Origin of the sequence: Streptomyces sp. NPDC086519 (assembly GCF_040686075.1) — a bacterium.
Classification (GTDB): Bacteria; Actinomycetota; Actinomycetes; order Streptomycetales; family Streptomycetaceae; genus Streptomyces; species Streptomyces shenzhenensis.
Window position 1 is genome coordinate 22,591 of sequence record NZ_JBFBJL010000050.1, and the last position, 14,813, is coordinate 37,403.

Consider the following 14,813-nt stretch of genomic DNA (forward strand, 5'->3'; position numbering starts at 1 on the left):
TCCCCCCCACCCCGTTGTCCGTTCCTCAAGGAGGCGTCGTGAAGACCTTCCCACTCCCCGCTCCGATCGACGGGAAGGAGGTCTGGCAGGACCGGAAGCGCTACCTCTGGCCGCTGGGCCTGGTCGTCCCGTTGCTGCCCTTCCTCGCCGGCGCGCTGCGCGCACTCACCGGAACCGACCTGTTCCTGTGGCTCGGGCCCGTCGTGCTGCTCGCCGTCGTTCCGCTCGTCGACCTCGTAGCGGGCAACGACCCGACCAACCCGCCCGACGCCGTCATCGACGCGCTCGAAGAGGACCGCTACTACCGCTGGGTGACGTACCTCTATCTGCCCTTGCAGTACGGCGGCTTCGTCTACGGCATGTGGGTCATCGCGACCGGCGGCGTCTCGGTCCAGGGCCGTATCGGCATGGCGTTCACGCTCGGCACCGTGGCCGGTGTCGCCATCAACACCGCGCACGAACTGGGACACAAACGGGACGACCTGGAACGATGGCTCGGCAAGATCGCGCTCGCCCAGTGCGCCTACGGCCACTTCTACATCGAGCACAACCGCGGTCATCACGTCCGCGTCGCCACGCCCGAGGACCCGGCGTCGAGCCGGATGGGAGAGAGCTTCTACCGCTTCTGGCCGCGCACCGTGTCCGGCTCGCTGCGCAGCGCCTGGCAGGTCGAGCGCAAGCGCTACAAGCGCCGCGACACGCACCCGTTCCGTCTCGGCAACGACGTCATCAACGCCTGGCTCATGACCGTCGTCCTGTGGGGCGCGGTGACCGGGTGGCTGGGCGCGGGCGTGCTGCCGTACCTGGCGATCCAGGCCGTGTTCGGCTTCTCCCTGCTCGAGGTTGTCAACTACATGGAGCACTACGGGATGCTCCGGCGGAAGGTCGCCCACGGCAGCAAGCAGCGCTACGAGCGGGTCACGCCGGCACACTCCTGGAACTCCAACAACATCGCCACCAACGTCCTGCTCTACCACCTGCAGCGCCACAGCGACCACCACGCCAACCCCACCCGGCGCTTCCAGACCCTGCGCGACTTCGAGGAGAGCCCCGTCCTGCCGACCGGGTACACCGGCATGATGGTCGTCGCTCTGTTCCCGCCGTTGTTCCGGCGGCTCATGGACCCCCTGGTGGTCTCCCACTTCCGGGGTGACATCCGCCGCGCAAACGTCCAGCCCGGCAAGCTCGGGAAACTGCTCGCCCAGTACCCCACGCCGGCGGGCGCACCCGCCACCGCCGGCGGCGTCGACCACTCGGCCGGTACCTTCACGGACAACGTCGAGGCCGCCCGCTGCCCCGGCTGCGGCCACACCTATCTCGTGGCCGAGGGCAACGAGTTGGAGGGGTTCGCCGCCGGCACCCCGTGGTCGCAGATCCCCGACGACTGGACCTGCCCGGACTGCGGTGTCCGCGAAAAGGTCGACTTCGTCCCTCTGGCCACTGAGGAGGCCTGACATGCGTATTCTCGCCGACCTGCACAAATGCGAGGGCCTCGGCATGTGCGAGGCCATGGCCGACCGCTATTTCGAAGTCGGTGACGACGGCCAGGTAGTCCTGCTCGACGACCACCCCCGGGAACAGGACCGCCCGCTCGTGGACTCCGCCGTGAGATCGTGCCCGGTGTCCGCGCTGCGCCTGGAAACCTGACGGCAGCGTCCCCGCAGCGTCCACGGGAAACCACTTCGTGGGCCCTGTGGCGCCTCGCGATCGCGGGCGCCACTGCGGCACCGACACCCCCGCCCGCGGGCTCCCGGGCGCATTGCCCGGCAGCCCGCGGGCGGCAGGTCCGCATCACGTTGAACAGGCCGGAAGTCACCGGACGCGCACCCGCAGGATGGCGAACGCACCAACTACCGCGCAGATCGTGCCGACCGTGTACAAGGCGGTGTAGTTGTCTCCTCCTCCGATGGCGGGGAAGGCCGGGGCGAGCGACCGGGGAAGCTGGTTCGCCAGGTCGAAGACGCCGAGGTCCTTGCCCGCGGCGTGGTCGCTGTCCGGCAGGACTTCGGTGGCCAAGGCCAGGTCGACCGCGAAGCAGGTGCCCTCGCCGAGGCTCACCAGGACCATCGCGATCAGGAAGCCCGTCTCGCTGCGGTTGACGGTGAGCGCCGGCAGGCCGACCGCGGCGATGAGCGCCGACACGAAGACGAACACCCGGCGTCGCACGCCCCGGTTCAATAGCCACCCCGCCGCGTACGAGGCCAGGAGGACCGGCACCGTCTGAATGCCGGTCGAGATCTGGATCAGCTCCTTCGCCCTGTCGTCCGACAGGCCGATGGTGTCCGTCCGGTAGTAGAGCCGGTAATTCAGGACGGACGAGATCGACATGAAGATGAGGAGGCGGTTGATCCAGGACCAGCCGAAGTCGGGATGCCGGACGGGATTCACCCAGAACGTCCGCCCCAGCTCCCGCAGGCCGAACGCGGTCCGGGCATCGGCGGTGGCCGGCCGGTCCGGGAGGCGTGCCACCAACCACAGGCAGGCCAGGACGGCGAAGGCGCCCCGTACGCACATCGCCACCGGCAAGGGGCGTCGATCCGGTGACGATCACGCCGACCACGGCCGCTCCTGCTTGGGACATACCGAGAAGGCCGGACGTGAGTCCGCGGCGGTCGGGTCGCTGCGTTCTCGGTCGGCCGAAGTCATTCTGGCTGAAGTCCGTCGGTCGCACCCGAGGGAGCCTTCCGCCAGGAGGGCACATGGCCCCCCGTGCCCCCGGTGAAACACTCCGTGACCTGCGCTGTACCAAAGTGCCGACTGTCTCTCTGATTTCGTACCGCCAGTTGCTGAACCTAGTTGGCAGCAGCGCAGGTCACAATCGTTGCTTGATGCCAACCAAGAATCCTGGTCACACTGCCGGTATGGACGCTGAAACGGGGCTCTTCACCCCCGACTCCGTGACTTGGCAGATGCACGGCGACCCGATGATGTGGGTCGCCGGCGTCCGTGCGCTCTACCTGCAGGCGCTGCACCCGCGCGCGGTGCGCGGCGTGCTGGAGAACTCCGACTTCCGGCGTGACGCCTGGGGCAGGCTGTTGCGCACCGCCGACTTCGTCGGCGCCACGACCTACGGCACCAGCGAGGCCGCCGAGCGGGCCGGAGCCCGGATCCGGAAGATCCACAGCATGCTCGGCGCGACGGACCCGGACACCGGCGAACGCTACGGCGTGGACGAGCCCGACCTGCTGCTGTGGGTGCACTGCGCCGAGATCGACTCGTATCTGCACGTCGTCCGCCGCTCCGGCTTCCCGCTCACCGACGCCCAGGCCGACCGCTACCTCGCCGAACACCGGGTCAGCGCCCGCCTGGTGGGGCTCGACCCCGCCGTCGTACCCGGCGACCGCGCGGAGATGGCCGCCTACTTCGAGAAGATGCGGCCGCGGCTCGCCGCCGGGGCCGACGCACGCGTCGTGGACGACTTCCTGCTCCGCCCGCCGACGCACCCCCTCCTGATACCGGCGCGCGAGGTGCTGTGGCGGCGCGTGGCACATCTGGCGTACGCCTCCCTGCCGCCGTACGCCCATGAGCTGTACGGCAGACCGGCCCCCGAACCGGCGGTCGTCACCCGCCGGCTGCGCGCCACCGGCTCCCTGTTGCGCTGCGTTCCCGCACGTCTGCGCTGGCAACTCCCGCCCAAACACATCCTGCGCGCCATGGCGAGGCTCGGCCCGGACGCACGCCCCGCACCGTACAAAGTCGGGCGATAGGCCGCCGTACTGGACGAGTGGGGGGTGCGTCACGGCGCGGCCGGACCCGGACGGCGCCCTGCGGGGCGGCGGAGCTGGAGGCGAGGGCTGACAGCAGGCTGGTCCAGCGGCGGTACCGGCTGCTCGACCTGATCGGGCGGGGCGGGGCGGGACGGGGCGGGAGAGGTGTGGCGGGCCCGCGACGAGTCCCTCGGCCGGCAGGTCGCCGTGAAGCGCCTCAAACCGTTCGGCCCGCACCAGGACCAGGCGTTCACCCGCGTCCTGCGGGAGCAGGTTCAGGCGCGAGGCGAGAGCGGCCGCCGCGCTCTCCCGCCGCGGCGTCACCGTCGGCACGGTGAGGAGCTGCGCCTTCGGCGGCCGGCCGGACGCGCTGACCGCGTACCGGCGCGTCGCCTCCGCCCGGGAACGCGTCCCCGGCTCCGCCCACCCGGACACCCTGGCCGGCCGCAACGGCGAGGCGCACTGCCTGGAGCAGCTGGGGCGGGGCGCCGAGGCGGTCGAGCCGTACCGGAGGGCGGCGGTAGCGCGCCGGCAGCGCGCGTCAGGAGGCCGGCTTCAAAACCGCCCCCACCACGCGCCCCACAGGGGCGCGGGGAACCGCGCGCCCAGCCACATCCGGCCCGCACGTACATACGACGTACGCCCCCCGCGCCTCGAAAGCGGCCCCCCGGCGGAGCGCACCGGCACGCCTCTTACCCGCCTAGATCATCATGTGTTACGAAGAACCATGCCCGCTGCCACCGAAATCTCGCGCACCTACGACGCCATCATCGTCGGCGGCGGCCACAACGGCCTCGTCGCGGCCGCCTACCTGGCCCGGGCCGGCCGCACCGTGCTGGTGCTGGAGCGGCTGGGCCGCACCGGCGGCGCCGCCGTCTCCACCCGCCCCTTCGCCGGTGTCGACGCGCGGCTGTCCCGCTACTCCTACCTGGTCAGTCTGCTGCCGAGGAAGATCGTCCGCGACCTCGGCCTGGACTTCCGGGTCCGCGGCCGCACCATCTCCTCGTACACGCCCGTGGAGCGCGACGGGCGGCCGACCGGGCTGCTGGTCGGCGGCGGCGAGCGGCGGATCCGCGAGGCGTTCGAACGGCTGACCGGGGGCAAGACCGAGTACCAGGCGTGGCAGCGGTTCTACGGCATGACCGGCCGGGTCGCCGAGCGCGTCTTCCCGACGCTCACCGAACCGCTGCCCGCGCGCGACGAACTGCGCCGCCGGATCGACGACGAGGCGGCCTGGCGGGCGCTGTTCGAGGAGCCGATCGGGGTGGCGATCGAGGAGAACTTCACGGACGACCTGGTCCGCGGGGTCGTCCTCACGGACGCGCTGATCGGCACCTTCGCCGACGCCCACGACGCCTCCCTGCGCCAGAACCGCTGCTTCCTCTACCACGTCATCGGCGGCGGCACCGGTGCCTGGGACGTGCCGGTCGGCGGCATGGGCGCCCTCACCGACGCGCTGGCCGCCGCCGCGCGCGCGGCGGGCGCGGTCTTCGCCACCGGGCACGAGGCGGTACGGATCGAGACGGACGGCCGCGCCGCCGAGGTCGCCTACCGCACCGCCGACGGGGAGGGCGTCGCCGCCGCCCGGCACGTCCTGGTGGGCGCCTCCCCGCAGGAACTCGCCGCCCTCACCGGCGACCCGGCTCCGGAGCCCGCCGAGGGCGCCCAGCTGAAGGTGAACATGCTGCTCAAGCGGCTGCCCAGGCTGCGCGACACCGCCGTCGACCCGCGTGAGGCGTTCTCCGGGACCTTCCACATCGCCGAGGGCTACGAGCAACTGGCCACCGCCCACGCCCAGGCGGCGGCCGGCCGGCTCCCCGCCGCCCCGCCCTCGGAGATCTACTGCCACTCCCTGACCGACCCCACGATCCTCGGCCGTGACCTGGCCGAACGCGGCTACCAGACGCTCACGCTCTTCGGCCTGCACACCCCGGCCCGGCTCTTCACCGCCGACAACGACGCCGTGCGCGACGAACTCCTCAAGTCCACCCTCGCCCAGCTCGACGCCCACCTCGCGGAGCCGATCGCCGACTGCCTGGCCCTCGACGCCCACGGCCGCCCCTGCATCGAGGCGAAGACCCCCCTGGACCTCGAACGCGACCTGCGCCTGCCCGGCGGCAACATCTTCCACCGCGACCTCTCCTGGCCCCACGCCCAGGACGGCACCGGCCGCTGGGGCGTGGAGACCCGGCACGCCAACGTCCTGCTGTGCGGGGCGGGCGCGGTGCGCGGGGGAGGGGTGAGCGGGGTGCCGGGGCACAACGCGGCGATGGCGGTACTGGAACAGGGCGACAGCTGACCGGGCGCGACGAGGACGCGGTCACCTCACCGCGGTGGCGGACGAGCTGGGCGGTGCTGGTCGGCAGCGATCCGTGATCATCACTGGCCCGGCGCGCCGGCACGTGATCAGGGAGACCTCGCCCGCCGGGGAGGGACGGCGGGCCGGACGGGTACCGGCGCCGGGCGAGGGCGGCAGGGAAATCCGGCCGGGAACCCAAAGAATCTGACGGGGCATCAGAAAACCTCTTCCTTCGGCCGCGCGACTGCGGCATCCTGCGCCCATGCAGACGGAGTTGAGCAAGGCCCTGGGAGTCGAGCACGCCGTCTTCGGCTTCACGCCGTTTCCCGCCGTGGCCGCGGCCATCAGCCGGGCCGGCGGTTTCGGAGTGCTCGGCGCGGTCCGCTACACCGCCCCCGACGACCTCAAACGCGACCTCGACTGGCTCGAGGCGCATGTCGACGGGAAGCCGTACGGACTCGATGTCGTCATGCCCGCCAAGAAGGTGGAGGGCGTCAGCGAGGCCGACGTCGAGGCGATGATCCCGGAAGGCCACCGGCAGTTCGTACGGGACACCCTGGCCAAGTACGGCGTGCCCGGGCTCGCCGACGGCGAGGCGTCCGGCTGGCGCATCACCGGGTGGATGGAGCAGGTCGCCCGGACCCAGCTCGACGTCGCGTTCGACTATCCGATCCGGCTGCTCGCCAACGCCCTCGGCTCGCCGCCCGCCGACGTCGTCGACCGCGCCCACGACCAGGACATCCTGGTCGCCGCCCTGGCCGGCAGCGCCCGGCACGCCGTGAAGCACCGGGACGCGGGCATCGACATCGTCGTGGCCCAGGGCTACGAGGCCGGCGGCCACACCGGCGAGATCGCCACCATGGTGCTCACCCCGGAGGTCGTCGACGCCGTGGACCCGCTGCCCGTACTGGCGGCGGGCGGCATCGGCAGCGGGCCGCAGGTGGCCGCCGCGCTGAGCCTCGGCGCCCAGGGAGTGTGGCTGGGCTCCATGTGGCTGACCACCACAGAGGCCGATCTCTCCTCGCCCGCCGTGACCCGCAAACTCCTCGCCGCCGGCTCCGGCGACACGGTCCGCTCCCGCGCCCTGACCGGCAAACCGGCCCGCCAGCTGCGCACCGAGTGGACCGACGCCTGGGACGACCCGAACGGCCCGGGCACCCTCCCCATGCCCTTGCAGGGCCTGCTCGTCGCCGAGGCCCTCACCCGCATCCAGAAGTACGAGGTCGAGCCCCTGCTCGGCACCCCTGTCGGCCAGATCGTCGGCCGCATGACCAGCGAACGCAGCGTCCAGGCGGTCTTCGACGACCTCACCCGGGGCTTCGAGCAGGCCGTCGACCGCATCAACCGCATCGCCGGAAGGAGCGGCACGTGACCAGCACGCCCCCCGCCGGATTCTGGGCCCAGGCCACCCTGGACCCCGACCGCACGGTCCTCGTCGCACCCGACGGCGAGGAATGGACCGCCGGCCGTCTGCACGCGGCCACCAACCAGCTCGTCCACGGCCTGCGGGCCGCGGGCCTGGAACGGGGCGACGCCTTCGCGGTCGTCCTGCCGAACGGGCCCGAGTTCGTCACCGCCTACCTGGCCGCCACCCAGGCCGGCCTCTACCTGGTCCCGGTCAACCACCACTTCGTCGGCCCGGAGATCGCCTGGATCGTCGCCGACTCCGGTGCCAAGGTGCTCCTCGCCCACGAACGGTTCGCCGGCCCGGCCCGGCACGCCGCCGACGAGGCCGGCCTCCCGGCCACCCACCGGTACGCGATCGGCGCGGTCGAGGGCTTCAGGCCGTACGCCGAACTCCTCGACGGACAGCCCGGGTCGGCGCCCGCGGACCGCGAACTGGGCTGGGTCATGAACTACACCTCGGGGACGACGGGCCGCCCCCGCGGCATCCGCCGCCCACTGCCCGGCAGGCTCCCCGAGGAGGCCTACCTCGGCGGCTTCCTCGGCATCTTCGGCATCCGGCCCTTCGACGACAACGTCCACCTGGTCTGCTCGCCGCTCTACCACACGGCCGTACTCCAGTTCGCCGGCGCCTCCCTCCACATAGGCCACCGTCTCGTCCTCATGGACAAGTGGACGCCCGAGGAGATGCTCCGCCTGATCGACGCACACAAGTGCACCCACACCCATATGGTCCCCACCCAGTTCCACCGCCTGCTCGCCCTCCCCGAGGATGTGCGGGCACGCTATGACGTCTCCTCCATGCGGCACGCCATCCACGGCGCCGCCCCCTGCCCGGACCACGTCAAGCGGGCCATGCTCGACTGGTGGGGCCCCAGCGTGGAGGAGTACTACGCGGCCAGCGAGGGCGGCGGCGCCTTCGCCACCGCCGAGGACTGGCTGAAGAAGCCCGGTACGGTCGGCAAGGCCTGGCCCATCAGCGAACTCGCGGTCTTCGACGACGACGGCAACCGGCTGCCGCCCGGCGAACTCGGCACCGTCTACATGAAGATGAACACCGGCGGCTTCGCCTACCACAAGGACGAGGCCAAGACGAAGAAGAACCGCATCGGTGACTTCTTCACCGTCGGCGACCTCGGCTACCTCGACGAGGACGGCTACCTGTTCCTCCGCGACCGCAAGATCGACATGATCATCTCGGGTGGGGTCAACATCTACCCCGCCGAGATCGAGTCCGTGCTCCTCTCCCATCCCGCCGTCGCCGATGCCGCCGCCTTCGGCATCCCGCACGACGACTGGGGCGAGGAGGTGAAGGCCGTCGTCGAACCCGCCCCCGGACACGAGCCCGGCCCGGACCTCGCCGCCGGACTCCTCGCCCACTGCGCCGGGCAACTCGCCGGCTACAAGTGCCCGAAGACCGTCGACTTCATCGCGGAGATGCCCCGCGACCCCAACGGCAAGCTCTACAAGCGGCGGCTGCGGGACCCCTACTGGGAGGGACGCACCCGGCCGGTGTGACCCGCACCCGGCGCCTCAGGGACGCGGGTGGTGAAGGGCCACAGGCCGACCGCCGGTCACCTCGGCAAGCACGCACAGCGCCTGCCCGACGGCCTAGGCGGCACCGGACTCCCGGGCCCGGGACACGGCTTCCTCGGCATGACCGACGGCTTCTTCGGGGGCGACGGGGGCGAGCGCGGACGCCGGCCGCAACCGCCCCGGGCACCAGGCCGGGTTGCGCCGGTCCCGCATGTCCAGCCAGTCCCCGACCGCGGCCGGCAGCCGCGCCGCCTCGGCGTGCCGCCCCTCGGCCAGGAGCAGTTCGGCGCAGACGGCGCGGGGGCCGGGGCAGATGACGGCGTCGACCGGTGCCGCGCCGAAGTGGTGCTCGTCGGCCAAGGCGCGCGTCGGCGATACGCCCCGGCCGGCGGGGTCTTGACGGGAATGCGCACGCCGAACCACTGGGCGGCCATGGGCCACTCCCGTGTGCTCCCGCCCGGTCCGGCCGTCCAGGCCCCGAGCGGGAGGCAGAAGGCGAGCGAACGGCCCCATGGGTTTTCGGTGCTTCCTCCGCGGTCGCTTGACCTGTCCCGGCGACGGGCCGAGGATCATGAGTCATGACGCAGGGACAGGGCAGCACGGTGGACGGGGTACTGCGGCGCAGCGCCCGGCGCACTCCCGCGCGGGTCGCGGTGCGCTACGGCGAGCGGCGGTGGACGTACCAGGAACTCGACGCCGCCGTCTCGCGCGCGGCGAGCGTACTGCTCGGCCAGGGCCTCGACCGCGGTGACCGGGTCGGCACCTACGGCCACAACTCCGACGCCTACCTGATCGCCTTCCTCGCCTGCGCCCGCGCCGGCCTGGTCCACGTCCCGGTCAACCAGAACCTGACCGGCGACGACCTCGCCTACATCGTCGCCCAGTCGGGCAGCTCGCTGGTCCTCGCCGACCCCGACCTCGCCGGCCGGCTCCCCGACGGCGTACCGGCGCTGCCGCTGCGCGACGCCGACGGCTCGCTGCTCGCCCGGCTCACGGACGCGGCGCCGTACGACGGGCCCGAACCGCGCACCGAGGACCTGGTGCAACTGCTCTACACCTCCGGGACCACCGCGCTGCCCAAGGGCGCGATGATGACCCACCGGGCGCTGGTGCACGAGTACCTGAGCGCGATCGCCGCCCTCGACCTGAGTGCCGGGGACCGGCCCGCGCACGCGCTGCCGCTCTACCACTCGGCGCAGATGCACGTGTTCCTGCTGCCCTACCTGGCGGTGGGCGCGACCAACATCATCCTCGACGGGCCGGACGGCGACACCCTCTTCGACCTGATCGAGGCCGGCGAGGTGGACAGCCTGTTCGCGCCGCCCACCGTGTGGATCGGGCTCTCCAACCGGCCCGACTTCGCCACCCGCGACCTCGCCGGACTGCGCAAGGCCTACTACGGGGCGTCGATCATGCCGGTGCCGGTCCTGGAGCGGCTGCGTGAACGGCTGCCGGACCTCGCCCTGTTCAACTGCTTCGGGCAGAGCGAGATCGGACCCCTCGCCACCGTGCTCGCGCCCGAGGAGCACAAGGGGCGGCTGGACTCCTGCGGCCGCACCGTCCTGTTCGTGGAGGCCCGCGTGGTCGGCGAGGACGGCGAGGACGTGCCCGACGGCACCCCCGGTGAGATCGTCTACCGCTCACCGCAGTTGTGCGAGGGCTACTGGGACAAGCCCGAGGAGACCGAAGAGGCCTTCCGGGACGGCTGGTTCCGCTCCGGCGACCTCGCGGTGCGCGACGCCGACGGCTACTACACGATCGTCGACCGGGTGAAGGACGTCATCAACTCCGGTGGCGTGCTGGTCGCTTCACGGCAGGTCGAGGACGCCCTCTACACCCATGAGGCGGTCGCCGAGGCCGCGGTCATCGGCCTGCCCGACGAGCGCTGGATCGAGGCGGTCACGGCGGTCGTCGTCCCGCGCGGCGAGATCGACGAGGCCGGGCTGATCGCCCATGTGAAGGAGAAGCTGGCCGCCTTCAAGGCGCCCAAGCGGGTCCTGTTCGTGGACGAGCTGCCCCGCAACGCCAGCGGGAAGATCCTGAAGCGGGAACTGCGCGAGCGGTTCGGCCCCTCCTCGTGAGAGGCCGGGAAGCGACTCCCGTCAGGTTCGGGGCCGGGGCTCCCAGGCGGACCCGAGAAATCCGGACCCGTACCTTGTGCGGTCCCGGCACCACGTCCGCCGTTCACCGGTGACGCGCACACAGCAGACACGGGCTGCCGCCTTCCGCCCCCTCGGCGCACTCGCGGGCGTCCCGGGCCCCTGCGGGACGCCGCGCTCCGGCCACCTGCCGGCCGCCCGTGACCTGTCCGGCACCGGCCGGCCGGTCCCGCCGGCGGCGCACCCCCGTTCGCCCCAAGGGATGACGGCCGTCCCGGACGCCCGCCCGGAGGTGGCCCGAAGAAGGGCGCCTCCGTAACTTGGTGCCATGTCGACCCTGTGGGAACTCATGCGCGACTGCATCCCCGACGACCACGCCCGCCAGGTCACCTCCCGCTACTACCTCGACGAAGCCATGAGCTCGCCGCGGCGACCGGACCGGGTGGTCGACCTCGGCTGCGGGCGCGGCACCTCGGCCGGACTCTTCCGCAAGCACCACTCCGGCGTCCGGTGGGTGGGGGTCGACATCCGCGATTCACCGGAGGCCGCCCAGCGCGGGCCCGGCGACGACAGCGTGGTGCACTTCGACGGAGTCAACCTGCCGTTCCGCTCCGACGCCGTGCCGCTCGTCTACTCCCACCAGGTCTTCGAACACGTGGCGCGGCCCAGGGAACTGCTCGCGGAGGTGAGCAGGGTGCTGCGCCCGGGCGGGCTGTTCATCGGCAGCACCTCCCAGTTCGAGCCCTACCACTCCTTCAGCCTCTGGAACTACACGCCCTACGGGTTCCGGATGCTGGTCGAGGAGGCCGGGCTCGCCCTGGAGGAGATCCGGCCCTCCCTCGACGGCGTGACCCTGATCATGCGCACCTACCACGGCTCGCGGCGGCAGGAGTACGGTCAGTTCTGGCGCAAGGAGTCGCCGCTCAACACGGAGATCGACGCCTGGGCCCGCAAGGGCAAGCGGGACCCGGCCCTGGTGAACCTCCGCAAGCTCACGTTCTGCGGGCAGTTCGTGTTCCGGGTGAGCAAGCCGCAGGCGAGTCCCTGAACCCGAGGCCGTCCGGCCAAATCCGTTGCGGCACCGCGCCGCCGTCCCCGAAGATCGGCGCCATGCCCACCTTCACCGCGGCGGACGGCACCCGCCTCGCCTGTCACGTCAGAGGCGAGGGCGAACCGCTCGTCGTACTGCCCGGCGGCCCCATGCGCGCCTCCGCCTACCTCGGCGACCTCGGCGGTCTAACCGCCCGTCGCCGGCTGATCCTGCTCGACCTGCGGGGGACCGGCGACTCCGCGACGCCCGCCGACCCGGCGTCGTACCGCTGCGACCGACTGGTCGACGACGTGGAGATGTTGCGGGCCCACATGGGGCTCGACCACATGGACGTACTGGCGCACTCGGCGGGCGCGAGTCTGGCGATCCTGTACGCGGCAGCCCATCCCGACCGGGTGCGGCGGCTCGCCCTGATCACCGGCAACCCCTCGGCTCTGGGCCTGCACGCCACCCCCGAGGAGCGGCTGGCGGCGGCCCGGCTGCGGGCCGCGGAGCCCTGGTTCGAGGGAGCGTTCCCCGCGCTGGAGGCATGGCTGACCGGCTCCGGGGACTTCGACGAGGTGTTCATGCCCTTCTTCCACGGCCGCTGGGACGCTGCCGCCAGGGCCCATGTCGCGGCCACCGGCGAGCAGACCAACGACGAGGCCGCCGACCGGTACTTCGCCGAGGGCGCCTTCACCCCGGACACCACCCGGGCCGCCCTGCGCGCCCTCGCCGCGCCGGTCCTCGTGTACGCCGGAGAACTCGACGGCGGACCCGGCCCCGCCCTGGCCCGGCGGACCGCGGAGGCCTTCCCGCACGCCGAGGTCGCCGTACAGCCCGGCGCCGGTCACTACCCCTGGCTCGACGACCCCGAGTGGTTCGTCCGCCGCACCGTCGGCTTCCTGGACGCCTGAGCCGGAGTCGGGTCCTGCGGTCCGAACGCCGTCAGGAAGCGGTCGCGGAACCGGTCCATCGCCCAGATCGGCGCGTCGGCGGCGGGCTTGGGGCCCGGCGTCCAGCCCCAGCCGGCGACCCGGTCCAGGACCGCCGGGTCCCGGGCGACGATCGTGACGGGGACGTCCCGGCGCGGGCTGCCCGCGACGACCTCCGGGCGGGGCTGGTGGTCGCCCAGGAAGACCAGGACCGTGTTTTGGCGGGCGTGGCGCCGCATGAACCCGAACAGGCTGCGCAGCGAGTACTCGATCGAGACCCGGTACTCGGTGCGCACGCGCTCCGTGTCCTTCCAGACCTCCGCCGGGTCCTTGCCCGCCCGCCGGATGGGCCCGAAGACCGAGCCGTCGCCGAGGTCCTTCCAGTCGATCATGCGCGGCAGGGGCGCCCAGGGCTGGTGGCTGGAGGCCAGGATGATCTCCGCCATCATCGGGCGCCGGTTCTTCCTGCCGTACTCCAGGCGGTCGAAGGCCTCCAGCGTGAACTGGTCGGGGACGGGCGTCCAGCTGAAGTACGGGCCGTGGTAGCCGAGGCGCGTGGAGTCGTAGGAGCGGTCGAGGCCGAAGAACCGGGCCTCCGGCCAGGCCTTGCGGACGCCCGGGACGACGCCGACCGTGCGCCACGCGCCCGTCCTGCGGAAGTACGCGCCGAGGGTCGTCCGGTCGCCGGAGACCAGGTTGCGGTAACGCCGCTGGTTGTTGATCCACAGCCCGGACAGCAGCGTGGCGTGGCACATCCAGCTGCCCGCCCCCAGCACCGGGGAGCGCAGCCAGCCGCTGCGCGCCTCGAAACCGGCCGCCCTGAGGGAGGCGGCGCCCTCGGTGAGGACCGCGCCGACCGGCCCCGCCATCGCCGGGTCCTCGATCGCCGTACGGCCGTAGCTCTCGACGAACGTGAACAGCACGTCCTTGCCGCGCAGCCCCGTCAGCAGCCGGTCCGGCGGAGTGCTCGCGAAGGCGTCGACGGCGGCCTCCGCCGCGAAGACCCGCGCGTCCGCCAGACCGGCGCGCACCGCCCGCACCCGCTCGTCCACCAACTGGGCGTCGAGCGTGGCGGCGACGGGCGCGCCGCCGGCCCGGAGGCCGAAGGTGGCACAGGTGACCCAGGTGACGGCCAGGACAAGGGCCGTCCGACCTGCTCGGGGGCGCCGGCGCGCCAGCCGCTCGGCGAGCCGTACCAGCGCGAGGGCGGTCACGGCCGGCACGGCCGCGGCCAGGAGCAGGGCCCCGGTGATCGCGAGCACCTCGCTGGTCCGGCCGAAGGACTCCCGCAGGTAGTCCGCCGCGTCGTCCAGCAGGATCCAGTCGAGCACCAGGTCGAACGGCCGTTGCAGCACCTGGTAGAAGCCCATGTCCAGGCACTTCACCAGGGTCAGCACCCCCAGCGCCGCGCCCGCCGGCACCGCCGTGACGCGCCGCGCCCGCCCGGGCAGCACCAGCAGGACCGCCATCAGCACGATCCCCTCGGCCGGGAGCCGCAGGAACGACTCGGGCCTGAGCTCTTCGAGCCGGTCCGGCAGCAGCAGCGCGGCCAGGAGCAGGGCGGCGGCCAGGACGGTCGTCCCGGCCGTGACGGTCCGGGCGACACGCGGATGCCTTCGCGGCCGGCCGCCCGCACCCCCCGCACCGGTCGGCGTGGCTCCGGTGTCCGGCAACCGGGCGGGCGTGGGGTGCGGCACCGGAGGTCCTTCCGTGCGACCGTCATGACACCGTGTGCATGATCGACGCCGTATCGTATGCACAGAGTGTGACCGCGAACGCCCCGTGCCGCCCCGGCGTGCCGCC

At 72.5% G+C, this 14,813-nt stretch carries 11 protein-coding genes and 2 pseudogenes; 10 read left to right on the forward strand and 3 right to left on the reverse strand.

Translation table 11 applies throughout. The annotated features are described in order from the left end of the window. Positions 1 to 407 precede the first annotated feature (407 nt). The 3 genes and pseudogenes from AB0P24_RS34835 to AB0P24_RS34845 form a co-directional block, all read left to right on the forward strand. Positions 408 to 1,058 (forward strand): annotated as a pseudogene (locus AB0P24_RS34835) (alkane 1-monooxygenase); the annotation flags it as partial. A gap of 243 nt (positions 1,059 to 1,301) precedes the next feature. Then, a pseudogene (locus AB0P24_RS34840) lies at positions 1,302 to 1,454 on the forward strand (rubredoxin); the annotation flags it as partial. Position 1,455: 1 nt separating this feature from the next. Beyond that, entirely contained in the window at positions 1,456 to 1,647 is a 192-nt protein-coding gene (locus AB0P24_RS34845) for a ferredoxin (protein ID WP_365801149.1), read from the forward strand. 165 nt (positions 1,648 to 1,812) lie between these two features. Here AB0P24_RS34845 and AB0P24_RS34850 read toward each other — a convergent pair whose 3' ends face one another. Next, the gene (locus tag AB0P24_RS34850; RefSeq protein WP_365801212.1) at positions 1,813 to 2,520 is read right to left on the reverse strand and encodes an MFS transporter; all 708 of its coding nucleotides are present in this window, start codon (positions 2,518 to 2,520) and stop codon (positions 1,813 to 1,815) included. A gap of 341 nt (positions 2,521 to 2,861) precedes the next feature. Here AB0P24_RS34850 and AB0P24_RS34855 point away from each other — a divergent pair, with 341 nt between their 5' ends. From AB0P24_RS34855 to AB0P24_RS34870, 4 genes are all read left to right on the forward strand, one after another. Further along, a complete protein-coding gene (locus tag AB0P24_RS34855; RefSeq protein ID WP_365801151.1) occupies positions 2,862 to 3,707 on the forward strand; it encodes an oxygenase MpaB family protein in 846 nt (281 codons plus the stop codon). Positions 3,708 to 4,434: 727 nt separating this feature from the next. Continuing rightward, the gene (locus AB0P24_RS34860; RefSeq protein ID WP_365801153.1) at positions 4,435 to 6,006 is read left to right on the forward strand and encodes an NAD(P)/FAD-dependent oxidoreductase; all 1,572 of its coding nucleotides are present in this window, start codon (positions 4,435 to 4,437) and stop codon (positions 6,004 to 6,006) included. A 262-nt stretch (positions 6,007 to 6,268) separates the two neighbouring features. Next, positions 6,269 to 7,378, forward strand: coding sequence for a nitronate monooxygenase family protein (locus tag AB0P24_RS34865; RefSeq protein WP_365801155.1), 1,110 nt, complete (start codon positions 6,269 to 6,271; stop codon positions 7,376 to 7,378). Next, positions 7,375 to 8,928 carry an acyl-CoA synthetase gene (locus AB0P24_RS34870; protein ID WP_365801158.1) on the forward strand — a complete coding sequence of 518 codons (1,554 nt, stop codon included), beginning with the start codon at positions 7,375 to 7,377 and terminating at the stop codon, positions 8,926 to 8,928. Before AB0P24_RS34865 ends, AB0P24_RS34870 begins: the two co-directional genes overlap by 4 nt. Positions 8,929 to 9,021: 93 nt before the next feature. On the opposite strand, the gene AB0P24_RS34875 is transcribed toward AB0P24_RS34870, so the two are convergent. Next, positions 9,022 to 9,306, reverse strand: a complete 285-nt coding sequence (locus AB0P24_RS34875; protein WP_365801160.1) for a hypothetical protein — start codon at positions 9,304 to 9,306, stop codon at positions 9,022 to 9,024. 218 nt (positions 9,307 to 9,524) lie between these two features. Here AB0P24_RS34875 and AB0P24_RS34880 point away from each other — a divergent pair, with 218 nt between their 5' ends. From AB0P24_RS34880 to AB0P24_RS34890, 3 genes are all read left to right on the forward strand, one after another. Next, entirely contained in the window at positions 9,525 to 11,027 is a 1,503-nt protein-coding gene (locus tag AB0P24_RS34880) for an acyl-CoA synthetase (RefSeq protein ID WP_365801162.1), read from the forward strand. Between the two features lie 346 nt (positions 11,028 to 11,373). Next, on the forward strand, positions 11,374 to 12,093 hold the full coding sequence (locus AB0P24_RS34885) for a class I SAM-dependent methyltransferase (RefSeq protein ID WP_365801164.1): 720 nt from the start codon (positions 11,374 to 11,376) through the stop codon (positions 12,091 to 12,093). A 62-nt stretch (positions 12,094 to 12,155) separates the two neighbouring features. Beyond that, on the forward strand, positions 12,156 to 12,992 hold the full coding sequence (locus AB0P24_RS34890) for an alpha/beta hydrolase (RefSeq protein WP_365801166.1): 837 nt from the start codon (positions 12,156 to 12,158) through the stop codon (positions 12,990 to 12,992). On the opposite strand, the gene AB0P24_RS34895 is transcribed toward AB0P24_RS34890, so the two are convergent. Beyond that, entirely contained in the window at positions 12,929 to 14,683 is a 1,755-nt protein-coding gene (locus tag AB0P24_RS34895; RefSeq protein WP_365801214.1) for a sulfatase, read from the reverse strand. The two genes, AB0P24_RS34890 and AB0P24_RS34895, sit on opposite strands and share 64 nt — an antisense overlap. Positions 14,684 to 14,813: the final 130 nt, after the last annotated feature.

What these genes read in the sequence shown, in the direction of transcription:
- AB0P24_RS34845 (WP_365801149.1), top strand. Translation starts at nt 1,456, where the DNA reads ATGCGTATTCTCGCCGACCTGCACAAATGCGAGGGCCTCGGCATGTGC.
- AB0P24_RS34855 (WP_365801151.1), top strand. Translation starts at nt 2,862, where the DNA reads ATGGACGCTGAAACGGGGCTCTTCACCCCCGACTCCGTGACTTGGCAG.
- AB0P24_RS34860 (WP_365801153.1), top strand. Translation starts at nt 4,435, where the DNA reads ATGCCCGCTGCCACCGAAATCTCGCGCACCTACGACGCCATCATCGTC.
- AB0P24_RS34865 (WP_365801155.1), top strand. Translation starts at nt 6,269, where the DNA reads ATGCAGACGGAGTTGAGCAAGGCCCTGGGAGTCGAGCACGCCGTCTTC.
- AB0P24_RS34880 (WP_365801162.1), top strand. Translation starts at nt 9,525, where the DNA reads ATGACGCAGGGACAGGGCAGCACGGTGGACGGGGTACTGCGGCGCAGC.
- AB0P24_RS34885 (WP_365801164.1), top strand. Translation starts at nt 11,374, where the DNA reads ATGTCGACCCTGTGGGAACTCATGCGCGACTGCATCCCCGACGACCAC.
- AB0P24_RS34890 (WP_365801166.1), top strand. Translation starts at nt 12,156, where the DNA reads ATGCCCACCTTCACCGCGGCGGACGGCACCCGCCTCGCCTGTCACGTC.